Source organism: Roseateles sp., from assembly GCF_052436255.1.
GTDB lineage: Bacteria > Pseudomonadota > Gammaproteobacteria > Burkholderiales > Burkholderiaceae_C > Pelomonas.
The window spans coordinates 1-11,730 of the sequence record NZ_JBQVNP010000031.1 but is presented as its reverse complement, the minus strand read 5'-3'; the positions used below and the strand labels follow the sequence as shown (position 1 = coordinate 11,730).

At 69.2% G+C, this 11,730-nt stretch carries 7 protein-coding genes; 3 read left to right on the top strand and 4 right to left on the bottom strand.

Annotation, left to right across the window (positions count from 1 at the left end; all coding sequences use genetic code 11):
- Window positions 1–40: 40 nt before the first annotated feature.
- Both ACT6S0_RS09700 and ACT6S0_RS09695 read left to right on the top strand, forming a co-directional pair.
- A complete protein-coding gene (locus ACT6S0_RS09700; RefSeq protein ID WP_444763697.1) occupies window positions 41–997 on the top strand; it encodes a YihY/virulence factor BrkB family protein in 957 nt (318 codons plus the stop codon).
- Window positions 998–1,093: 96 nt separating this feature from the next.
- A complete protein-coding gene (locus ACT6S0_RS09695; RefSeq protein WP_444763696.1) occupies window positions 1,094–3,508 on the top strand; it encodes a catalase in 2,415 nt (804 codons plus the stop codon).
- Window positions 3,509–3,589: 81 nt separating this feature from the next.
- On the opposite strand, the gene glf is transcribed toward ACT6S0_RS09695, so the two are convergent.
- From glf to ACT6S0_RS09675, 4 genes are all read right to left on the bottom strand, one after another.
- Window positions 3,590–4,741 carry a UDP-galactopyranose mutase gene (gene glf, locus ACT6S0_RS09690; protein ID WP_444763695.1) on the bottom strand — a complete coding sequence of 384 codons (1,152 nt, stop codon included), beginning with the start codon at window positions 4,739–4,741 and terminating at the stop codon, window positions 3,590–3,592.
- A gap of 110 nt (window positions 4,742–4,851) precedes the next feature.
- A complete protein-coding gene (locus ACT6S0_RS09685) occupies window positions 4,852–6,060 on the bottom strand; it encodes a glycosyltransferase (RefSeq protein WP_444763694.1) in 1,209 nt (402 codons plus the stop codon).
- Window positions 6,061–6,141: 81 nt separating this feature from the next.
- Window positions 6,142–8,004: a carbamoyltransferase family protein gene (locus ACT6S0_RS09680; RefSeq protein WP_444763693.1), complete on the bottom strand. Its 1,863-nt coding sequence runs from the start codon at window positions 8,002–8,004 to the stop codon at window positions 6,142–6,144.
- A 108-nt stretch (window positions 8,005–8,112) separates the two neighbouring features.
- Window positions 8,113–10,797, bottom strand: coding sequence for an ATP-binding cassette domain-containing protein (locus tag ACT6S0_RS09675; protein ID WP_444763692.1), 2,685 nt, complete (start codon window positions 10,795–10,797; stop codon window positions 8,113–8,115).
- Between the two features lie 188 nt (window positions 10,798–10,985).
- On the opposite strand from ACT6S0_RS09675, the gene ACT6S0_RS09670 reads away from it, so the two are divergent.
- A partial coding sequence (locus ACT6S0_RS09670) for an ExeA family protein (RefSeq protein ID WP_444763691.1) occupies window positions 10,986–11,730 on the top strand: 745 nt, incomplete at its 3' end.

The following is an 11,730-nucleotide window of genomic DNA, read 5'->3' as shown; positions in this document are numbered from 1 at the left end:
ACAGGGCTTGCCGTTTGTCGGCGCCGCCCCCGGAGCCCGCATGCAGACCGACGCCGTTCCACCCCGTGCCCCCCTGGGCCCTGCCGAGGCCAACCTGCCCCGCACGGGCGATGCGTCGCGCTGGTCACCGGCCAACTGGTGGGCCCTGATCAAGGCGGCCCTGTCGGCCTGGATTGACGACTACGCGCCCAGCATGGGGGCGGCGCTGTCCTACTACACGGTGTTTTCGCTGGCGCCGCTGCTGGTCATCGTCGTGTCGGTGGCGGGGCTGTTGTTCGGCGACGAGGCCGTGCGTGGCGAGTTGTTCGCGCAGATCGCCGGCCTGATGGGGCCGGAGGCGGCCAAGGCCATCCAGGACATGCTGGCCGCGGTCAGCAAGCCCGGCGCCGGCGCGCTGGGCACGATCGTCGGCGCGGTCGTGCTGCTGGTCGGCGCCACCACCGTGTTTGCCGAACTGCAGGACGCCCTGGACCGCATCTGGCGCGCGCCCGCCAGGACCGGGTCCAGCGGCCTGTGGGGGTTGCTGCGGGCGCGGCTGCTGTCGTTCGGCCTGATCCTGGGCGTGGCCTTCCTGCTGGTCGTATCGCTCGTCACCAGCGCCCTCATCGCCGCTCTGGGCAAGTGGTGGGGCGGCTGGTTCGAGGGCTGGGAGGTGCTCGCCCAGGGCCTCAACACGTTCGTCGGCTTCGGCCTCACGACGGCGGTGTTCGCGCTGATCTACAAGGTCATGCCGCGCGTCAAGGTCGGCTGGGGTGACGTCTGGGTGGGCGCGGCGGTCACGGCGCTGCTCTTCACGCTGGGGCGGTTGCTCATCGGGCTGTACATCGGCAAGAGCGGCATCGCCAGCGGCTTCGGCGCGGCCGGCTCGATCGCCATCGTGTTTGTCTGGGTCTATTACTCGGCGCAGATCTTCCTGGTCGGGGCCGAGTTCACCTGGGTCTATGCCCACCGCATGGGCTCGCTGCGCCATGTGCCGATGCGCGAGCGCGCGGGGTAGCCGGCAGAAATTGCAGGGCATGTGGATTGCCTGATGCCGCCATCCGAAGCGCCCTTGCCTAAAGGCGCCATCCCCTTTCGTCACCCTGGAGAACCCATGCCCACGCCTCGCAAGACTGCCCGCGGCTCATCGGCCGCTGCCAAAGCTGCCGCTCGCAATACCGACAGCGGGCCCGCCAACCCCTTGGCGGCCAGCGACGGCGACTTCGCCGCCCGCAAGATGGCAGAGACGGGCGAGATGGCCGCATCCATGCCGGCCAACCCGAACAAGGCCGCCGAGCATGGCGCTGCGAACGGGCTGAACCCGCCGGTCGGCGCCAGCGTCGCGCCGCCCTCGCGCTTGCCGGCGTCCAGCACGCTCACCGAGGTCAACCTGTCGCCCAAGACCGGCGAAGCCCCGGCCGAGGGCGCCAACCCCAACAGCGGGCCGCTGACACGCGTGCGTGTCGACAGCAGCGGCCAGCGGCTCACGACCAATCAGGGCGTGGCCATTGCCGACAACCAGAACTCGTTGAAAGCCGGCACGCGCGGCCCGGTGCTGCTCGAAGACTTCATCCTGCGCGAGAAGCTCACGCACTTCGACCACGAGCGCATCCCCGAGCGCATCGTGCACGCGCGCGGCTCGGCGGCGCATGGCTACTTCGAGTGCTACGACGCCATTCCCCACCTGACCAAGGCCGCGCCCTTCAAGGAGGCCGGCAAGATCACGCCGGTCTTCGTGCGCTTTTCCACGGTGCAGGGTGAGCGCGGCTCCAAGGACACGGCGCGCGACGTGCGCGGCTTCGCGGTCAAGTTCTACACCGACGAAGGCAACTGGGACCTGGTCGGCAACAACATGCCGGTCTTTTTCATCCAGGACGCCATGAAGTTCCCCGACCTCGTGCACGCCGTCAAGCCCGAGCCGCATCACCAGATGCCGCAGGCCGCCAGCGCCCACGACACCTTCTGGGACTTCGTCTCGCTGATGCCGGAGTCCACCCACATGCTGATGTGGGTCATGAGTGACCGCGCCATTCCGCGCTCCTACGCCACGATGCAGGGCTTTGGCGTGCATACCTTCCGCCTCGTCAACGAGGCTGGCGAGTCGTCCTTCGTCAAGTTCCACTGGACGCCGAAATACGGCACGCATTCCCTGGTCTGGGACGAGGCGGTCAAGATTTCGGGGGCCGACCCCGACTACCACCGCCGCGACCTCTGGGAGCGCATCGAGGCCGGTGCCTTCCCCGAGTACGAACTGGGCCTGCAGGTCTTCACCGAAGAGCAGGCCGACAAGTTCTCGTTCGACATCCTCGACGCCACCAAGATCGTGCCCGAGGAGCTGGTGCCCATCCAGCCCGTCGGCCGCATGGTGCTCAACCGCAACCCCGACAACTTCTTCGCCGAGACCGAGCAGGTCGCCTTCTGCACCGCGCACATCATCCCCGGCCTGGACTTCACCAACGACCCGCTGCTGGCCGGCCGCATCCACTCCTACGTCGACACGCAGATCAGCCGCCTGGGCGGCCCCAACTTCCACGAGATCCCGATCAACGCGCCCATCGCGCCGGTGCACAACAACCAGCGCGACGGCATGCACCGGCAGGCTATTCCCCGCGGCCGGGTGTCCTATGAGCCCAACTCCCTGGCCGGCGGCTGCCCCTTCCAGGCCGGCGCGGCGCAGGGCTTCACGTCGGTCGCCGCACGCTTGAAGGCGCGCGAGGACCAGGCCAAGGTGCGCGCCAAGCCCGAGCTGTTCGCCGAGCACTACAACCAGGCCGCGCTGTTCTTCAACAGCCAGACGCCGGTCGAGCAGGCCCACATCGCCGCGGCCTTCCGCTTCGAGCTGAGCAAGGTCACCGTGCCGGCCATCCGCCAGCGCGTCGTGTCGATGCTGCGCAACGCCTCGGAGACGCTGGCGGCGCAAGTCGCGCAAGGGCTCAACATGAACCCGCTGCCCGAGCCCATGCCGCGTGCGCTGATGCGCAAGCTCAAGCCCGAGATCACCACCTCGCCGCCGCTGTCGCTGATGGCACGGCCCGGTGACGGCTCGGTCAAGGGCCGCAAGGTGGCCATCTTCGTCGCCGACGGCTGCGTGGGTCAGAGCGTGGCCGACGTGCATGCCGCGCTGCTGGACGCCGGCGCCGTGCCGCGCTTCGTCGCGCCGCGCATCGGGCCGGTCGCCACGGTCGACGGCATGGCGATCGAGGCCGATGCCTCGCTGGAGAACGAACCCGCCTTCCTGTTTGATGCCTTGGCGCTGCCCGACGGCGATGCCGCGGTCATCGCACTGCAGGCCGACGGCCATTCTTTGGAGGGCATCCGCGACCAGTACCGGCACGGCAAGACCATCCTGGCGCTGGGCACGGGGGCCGACCTGCTCGACCTCGTCGGCCTGCCGCGCAGCCTGCCCGGCGGCGAGGCCGACCCGGGCCTGATCGTCACCGACGATGCGGCCCTGGGCGCACAAGCACTGATCAGTGGCCTGGCGCGGCACCGCCATCCCGAGCGCGAGACCGATCCGCCCGTCGTGTAAGCCTGCTGCGGCGCGTTGCGCTGCCCGGCGGTGCGGTTCGTACCGCCGGGCGGTGCCTCCCGCGCAGGAGGAGCGTGCCGGTCAGGGGTTGGTCATGCGCTTGAAGGTGCTGAGCGCCTGGGCCACGACCTGGTCCATGTTGTAGTACTTGTAGCTGGCCAAGCGGCCGATGAAGGTGACGTCGGACAGCGCTTCCGCGTCGGTCTCATAGCGCCGGAATAGCGCCGTGTTCTCGGCGCGCGGTACCGGGTAGTAGGGCTCGCCCTGGGAGCGCGGGTATTCATAGACCAGCGAGCTGGCCTCGTGGCGCTGGCCGGTCAGGTGCTTGAATTCGGTGACGCGCGTGTAGAGGTGGTCGTTGGGATGGTTGATGGTGCCGACCGCCTGCACATGCGCCTGGCCGCCGGGCGGCTGCACGGTGACATGCTCGAACTGCAGGCTGCGATAGGGCAGCTGGCCGTGGCGGTGGCCGAAGAAGCTGTCGATGGGGCCGGTGTAGACCATGTGCTTCCAGGGCACGACATGCACGATGTCGCGGTAGTCGGTGCCCGTCATCACGTGGATGTTGGGGTGGGCCAGCATGCGCTCGAACATGCGGGTGTAGCCGTGCAGCGGCATGGCCTGGTAGGTGTCGGTGAAGTAGCGGTCGTCGCGGCTGGTGCGTGTGGGCACGCGCGCGGTGACGCTGGCATCCAGCTCAGACGGGTCCAGCCCCCATTGCTTGCGGGTGTAGCCGCGGAAGAACTTCTCGTACAGGTCGCGCCCGACACGCGACACGACGACATCCTCCGACGTGCGCACCCTGTCGACCTTCTCGGCCACGCCGGCCAGGAAGTCGTCCACCTCGAAGGCGCTCAGGCGCAGGCCGTAGAGCCGGTTGATGGTGTCCAGGTTGATCGGCATGGGCAGCAGCTGGCCGTCGACGCTGCACAGCACGCGGTGCTGGTAGGGCCGCCATTGGGTGAACTGCGACAGGTAGGCGAACACATCCGCCGAGTTGGTGTGGAAGATGTGCGGGCCATAGGGGTGGATGAGCAGGCCGTTCTCGTCATAGCGGTCATGCGCATTGCCGCCGATGTGGGGCCGCTTGTCGACCACCAGCACGCGCTGGCCGTCCTGCGACGCCAGGCGTTCGGCCATGACGCTGCCGGCAAAGCCGGCGCCGACGACGAGGGTGTCATAGCCGGCCGAGGCGTTCGGGGCGGCGGGGAACTGGCTCTTGAAAGTGTGCATGTTGATGCTTGGCTAGGAAGTAGTCGGCGCTGCCGCTGGCATCCAGGTCCAGCCAGCGGCGTGGCTTCGGTGTGGAGAGGCGGTGGCTTCGATCGGCGGCGCGCCCCGGGCTAGCTGCGCTGGCCGCCGGCAGCGGCCAGCGGAGTGGCGCGGGTTTCCGCGGCAAGCTGCCCGACCACCGCCACGGGGCGCGACAGGCGCAGGACCTGCGACAACAGCGAGTGCACGGTGTCGGCGGCGAAGTCCCAGGAGAAGCGCGTCACGCTCAGCGCCATCGCCGCGCGACGTTCGGCCCGCTCAGCGGCGGTCTCGGTCAGCAGCCTCTCGCAGGCCCGCACGAATTCCTGCGGTCCGTCGGTCACTTCGACCGCGTCGCCGTACAGGGAGATCACGTCCGCGATCGGGCTGGTGACGACAGGCTTGCCACCGGCCATGTACTCCAGCGTCTTGGTCGGGCTGATGAAGCGCGTGGACTCGTTGAGGGCGAACGGCATCAGCGCGACATCCCAGCCCGCCAGCAGATAGGGCAGGCGCTCATAGGCCTGCATGCCCAGCCAGTGCAGATTGGGGCGCCGCGGCAGCGTGGCCGGATCGATCTTGGCGACCGGGCCGGCCATCACGATCGCCCACTCGGGGTGGGCATCGGCGACGGCGGCGACCAGGCCGGTGTCAAGGCGTTCGTCGATGACGCCGAAGAAGCCCAGGCGGGGCCGCGGCAGGTTGCCCTGCAGGCGGTCGACCGCGGCGGCATGCGGGCTGCCGGCCTGCAGCCGAGTGGCGTCGAAGTGGGCGGCGTCCACGGCGCTTGGCAGGCAGACCACATGCGGATGCAGGCGGCGCTTGGCCTCGTACAGCGACGGCCCGCCGGTAAACACGATGGCCGCGCGCTTGAGCAGCGCCGACTCGCGCTGGCGCAGCTGGCGCGGCGCGTCCTTGAAGGCGCTCAGCTCGTCCATGCAGTCATAGACCACGGCGTCGGGCCGCACGGCATTGACCAGCGGCAGGGCCATGGGCGTGTACAGCCAGGCCACATCGACATGCAGTTTCGCGGCGGTGAAGTGGGCCTCCAGCAGGGTCTGCAGGGCGGCCAGCTGGTCGTCGTGGAAGCCGCTCACGGCGATGGGCGTGTGCGGCACCAGCACTTGCAGATGCGGCGCGATGTCGCGCACCTCCACGTGGGCAGGGCCTTCGCAGCGCATCGGTTCCTCGACGAAGATGACGCGCCAGCGGCCGGCCAGGCGCGACATCAGATGCTGGGGGCGCTGATAGACAAAGCTCCAGCGGAGGTGGCAGAAAACGACCAATACGGGTGGAGGCATGGTGGGCAGGCGGTAGACGGTGGATGGGTAGTGGGTGCGCGGGACAGCGCGGTCTTGCGAGGTGAACGAGGTTCGCTGGGCTTATTTCTCCAGGATGAAGGAGCCGATGACCAGGGCGTCGAGCGAGGTGCTGAAGAGGGCCTCGAGGGCGGCCTTGGGCGTGGCGACGATGGGTTCGCCGCGCACGTTGAACGAGGTGTTGACCAGCACCGGCACGCCGGTGCAGCGGCCCACGGCTTCGAGCAGTTCGTGGAAAAGCGGGTTGGTCTCCTTGTGCACCGTCTGCACGCGGGCGGTGTGGTCGCTGTGCAGGGCCGCTGGAATGCGGTCGCCGCAGTCGGGCTTGACGCGGTAGACGAACAGCATGAAAGACGACGCGCCGTCGTTGGCGCCGGCGGGCTCGAACCAGTCGGCCAAGTCCTCGGCATTGACAGCCGGCGCCAGCGGGCGGAAGTCTTCGCGGTCCTTGAGCTCGTTGAGGCGGGCGCGCATTTCCGGGTCGACCGGCGAGGCCAGGATGGAGCGTGCACCCAGGGCCCGCGGGCCGAATTCCATCGCTCCCTGGAACCAGCCGATGATCTTGTTTTGTGCCAGCAGTTGCGCCGTTTGGCCGGCGACGTCGTCGACCCGCCGATAGCGCAACTTGGCCCATTGCAACAGCGCCTCGACCTCGTCGTCCTCGTAGGACGGGCCGAGATAGGGGTGGTCCATCTGCCAGCGCCGCGGCGCCAGTGTGAACACGGCGCCCGATTTCGCATCCGACGCCTCGGCCGAGCCCTGGGGAACGCTGTCTTCCTCCAGGCCGCGGCGCTCACGAGCGTCGGTCCACAGCGCCGCCCCCAGTGCCGTGCCGGCGTCGCCCGCGGCGGGCTGTACCCAGACGCGCCTGAAAATTCCGGCATCGCGCAGCCGCGAGTTCATCAGGCAGTTCAGCGCCACGCCGCCGGCCATGGCCAGGTCCTGCTCGCCGGTGTGCTCGCGCAGCCAGGTCGCGAGCTGCAGGGCGGTTTCCTCCAGCACGCGCTGCAGCGAGGCGGCCAGGTCCAGATGCTGCTGGCTCATCGCCGAGTCCGGCGCACGCGCGGGCCCGAAGGCCGCGACGAAATCCAGCGGCTCCCAGCGGTACTGTCCCTCGGCACCGACGACGAGGTGGTCGCGCAATAGCGTGACATGGGCCGGGTTGCCCAGGGCCGCCAGCGCCATCACCTTGTATTCATCGCTGGAATGCTGGAAGCCCAGGTGCTGGGTGACCTGCTCGTACAGCAGACCCAGGGAGTGCGGTACGCGCACTTCGCCGAGGGACTCGTAGCGGCTGTCGAGATAGCGGCCATAGGTGGTGCTGGCATGCTCCCCGCGGCCGTCCAGGGTCATGACGGCGCAGCGAGCGAACGGTGCCGCAAGGAAGGCACTGGCCTGGTGGCAGAGATGGTGGGCGACGAAATGCCAGCGATAGGGCGGCTCGGCGTTGGCGGGCAGGGCGAACCGCTTCTTCAGGTGATGGGGCGCGCCTTCGCGCAACTGGCGCGGAGCCTGCAACAGGTAGGCGGCAAACAGCGGGTCCCAGGGGCTTTCCCAAACGTTCTGGTCTTCGTCCGTCTCGAACCCGGCCGGCTGCACCGGCAGCATGAAGCGATCGTCCGGTGCGCGGTCGCCGATGAAGAGCTGCGGGTCGTAGCTGTAGGCGACATGCGAGACGTCACCCAGCGTCGCGCCGGCCTCCTTCAGGCAGAAGTCGATGGCGTTGTAGGGCAGCTCCCAGGCCGTGAAGGGCAGGGGGCGCTTGCCATGCTTGATGCGCGTGAAGCGCTCTTCCTCGGCGGCGGCCAGCACCTGGCCGTCCAGCACCAGCGCGGCCGCCGAGTCGTGGGAGCATGCGTTGATGCCCAGCGTGAACAGGCGCGGGGCACGCGATCCGGGCTCGGCCGGTGCTGGGGCGGGTTGCATGGCGGTCTTTCCTCGGCGGTTTGCCTGGGACGGCAAAGCGCGTGCCTTCGTGCGTCCTTCAAGTTAGGTGGCGCGCAGGCTCTGCGGGCAGTGGCGAAAGACGCCCTTTCAGGCCTGCACGCGCGACAGCTGACGCAAGGCACGCACCAGCTGGTCGGGCGCCACCGGCTTGGCGAGGTGACGCTGGAAACCCGCCGCCAGCGCACGGATCCTGTCCTCCGGCTGCGCCAGGCCGGTCAGCGCGATGGCCGGCAGGCGCTGGCTCACCGGCACCTCGCGGCGCGCCTCCATCGCTCGGACGCTGCGAAGCACCGCATGGCCGTCCTCCGCGCCCAGCGCGATGTCGCAAAGCAGCACGTCCGGCCAGTCGTCCAGGGGGCGGCCTGCCAGCAGCGACAGTACCGCCTGCCCCGAGGTCGCGCGCTCGGTGTGGGCGCCGTCCAGCTCCAGCAGATTGCCCAGCGAGGCCAGGGCATCCTCGTCGTCGTCCACGCACAGCACCGTCAGGCCGGCCAGCGGGCGCGGGTCGGTGATGAGGGGCTCGTCGTCGTCGTCAAGCGGCATGGTGCCGCTCTCCGGCCAGGCCGGCTGGCTGGGAACGACGGCGGGCAGCGGGAACACGAGCAGGTAATGCTGCTCACCGGCCGCCAGGTCGCGCCGGATGGAGAGCTCGGCACCGGCCTCGCCCGCCAGCGTCCTGAGTTCCAGCGTGTCCGGCGGCCCGCCCGCCTTGCTGTCGATCTCGCCCTGCAAGCCGACGCTGAGCTGGCTGCCGTTGCCTCTGCGCTCCAGCCTGACCGCCATGCGGCCACGCGTGGCGCCCTGCAGGGCCAGCTCGCAGACCAGCTGCACGATGCGCGCGATGCGGCTGGCGTCGCCGATGACATTGGCCACGCCCGTGTCGATGTTGATGTCGGGCTCGGTACGCTTTACCGCAAGCTCGCCGTGCAGGCTGTCGATGTTGTTGACAAGCAGCGCGGCAAGGTTGACCGGATGCAGGGCCAGGCGGCGTTCCAGCGTCTTGGCCTGCTGCTGCTGGCGCTGCAGCTCCCAAAGCTGGGCATACAAGCCCTGCTGGGCCAGCAGCATCTCGTGACGGCCGCGCTCGACGATGCGCCCGCCATCCATGACGATGATCTCGTCGGCGCCGACAACGGCCGAAAGCCGGTGCGCAATGATCAGCGAGGTGCGGTCGCGTGAGACGCGCTCCAGCGCACTCTGGATGGCGCGCTCGGCGCGCGGGTCCAGCGCCGCCGTGGCCTCGTCCAGCACCATGACTGGCGGGTTCTTCAAGAAGGTGCGGGCGATGACGATGCGCTGCTTCTCGCCGTCCGACAGGCATGCGCCGCGCGTGCCCACCACGGTCTCGTAGCCATCGGGCAGCAGGCGGATGAAGTCGTCGGCCTGGGCAGCGCGCGCGGCCGCGGTGATTTCCTCGCGCACGGCGCCCGGCCGGCCATAGCCGATGTTGTACGCGATGGTGTCGTTGAACAGGATCGGGTCCTGCGGCACCACGCCGATGGTGTCGCGCAGCGCCTGCTGGGTCAGCGCCTGCAGCGGCTGGCCACCGATCAGCACGCGGCCGGCGTCAGGCTCGTACATGCGCATCAACAGCCGCGCCAGCGTCGACTTGCCCGAGCCGCTGCTGCCGACGACGGCGCAGGTGCGGCCGTGCGGAATTTCCAGCGTGAAGTCGTGCAGCACGCGCCGCTGCGGTTCATAGCCGAAGTCGACGTGCTCGAAGCGCACGCAGGTGTCGCTGCCTCGCCTGGCCGCGGCGCCCGGTGCATCCTGGATATCGGGCCGCTGGCGCAGCAGCCCGAACAGCATCTCGCTGTTCCGCAGTGCGTCGCGGGTTTCGCGCAAGACGGCCCCCAGCGCGTTCATCGGCAGGAAGACCTGCATCAGATAGGCGTTGAGCATCACCAGCTCGCCGATGCTCATGCGCCCGGCCGCGGTGTCGCTGCCGGCCATCAGCATGACCGCGGCCACGCCGACGGCGATGATGCAGGCCTGCCCCAGGCGCAGGGCCGACAGCGTCTTCTGGCCGTTGACGCTGCCGTCCATCCCGCGCGCCAGCAACTCCCGATAACGCGCCTGTTCACTGGAAGCGCGGCCGTGGGCGCGCACCGCCTCGTAGTTCTGCAGCGTGTCCACCAGCAGGCCGTGAGCGCGGGTGTCATGCGCATCCATCACGCGCTGGCTCTCCACCAGCGCGGGGCTTTTCCAGCCACTCCAGAGGGCATGGGCCAGCATGGTCGCCGCGATGACGATGGCGTAGCTGGGGCCGCAGGCAAAGAACACGATGACCAGCACGAGCAGGAGCTCCACCGCCGTCGGCAGCAAGGTGAACCCGCCGGCGCCCAGCAGGGAGCCGACGCCGCCGATGCCGCCCTCGACCTCGCGCGCCAGCGCGCCGCTGTCGCGCCTGGCGTGGAAGCGCGGGCTCATGGCCAGCAGGTGGGCGAAGGCGCGTTCCGAGAAGCCGCTGACGACCCGCCTGCCGACCCGCGAGAAAACCAGGTCGCGCAGTCCGGTGAACAGCTCTGCAGCAAAGCGCAGCAGCGCATAGCCCGCCAACAGAGCGAAGGGCACGCCCAGCACGGTTGTCGACGGAGCTGGCGCCAGGTGGTCGACGATGGCCTTGAGCATGCCGGGCACCGCAACGGCTGCCAGTTTGGCCAGCACCAGCAGCGCCAGCGCCAGCAGCACCGGCCTGTGCCATGGGCGCAGCGCCTCCCAGAGGTTGAACAGAACCTGCCTGCGCGTTGTTGGTGCCCGGCCTGTATCCATGGTTTAGGAACACGCAAGCGGCATGCCTGCGGCCCGCCGTAGGCTGCGGTGCCAAGGGGGAGGAGCCTGCAAGAAGTGCTGCACAAACCAGTGTTGGCAAACGGCGTGCGAGCAGCGCGACAGCATTCGGCGGGCCCGCCGCATGGCAAGCCGCGGCGGCCCCGGCACACTGGTTATCCTGCCGCCCCATGTACGCGACCTTCTTCGGCTTGAAACAGGCGCCGTTCTCGATCGCACCGGACCCGCATTACCTGTTCATGAGCGAGCGCCACCGCGAGGCGCTGGCGCATTTGCTGTACGGGCTGGACGGCGGCGGCGGCTTCGTGCTGCTGACCGGCGAGATCGGGGCCGGCAAGACCACCGTCTGCCGCTGCTTCCTGGAGCAGATCCCGGCGAACTGCAACGTCGCCTACATCTTCAACCCCAAGCTCACCGTGGCTGAGCTGCTGCAGGCCGTCTGCGACGAGTTCCATGCCCCGGTGCCGCCCGGTGCGCAGACGGTAAAGGACTTTGTCGACCCGCTGAACGCCTTCCTGCTGGCCCAGCACGCGGCCGGGCGCAACAACGTGCTGATCATCGACGAGGCGCAGAACCTCTCGGCCGATGTACTGGAGCAGCTGCGCCTGCTGACCAACCTGGAGACGAGCGAGCGCAAGCTGCTGCAGGTGGTGCTGATCGGCCAGCCCGAGCTGCGCGGCATGCTGGCCCGGCCCGAACTGGAGCAGCTGGCCCAGCGGGTCATCGCGCGCTTCCACCTGGGCGCGCTGTCCGAGCCGGAGACGGCGCAGTACATCCGCCACCGCCTGGCCGTGGCGGGACTCACGGGCGCGTTGCCGTTCGACGCCAAGGCGCTGCGCCTGATCCATGGGCTGACGCGCGGGGTGCCGCGCCGCATCAACCTGCTCTGCGACCGCGCGCTGCTGGGCGCTTACG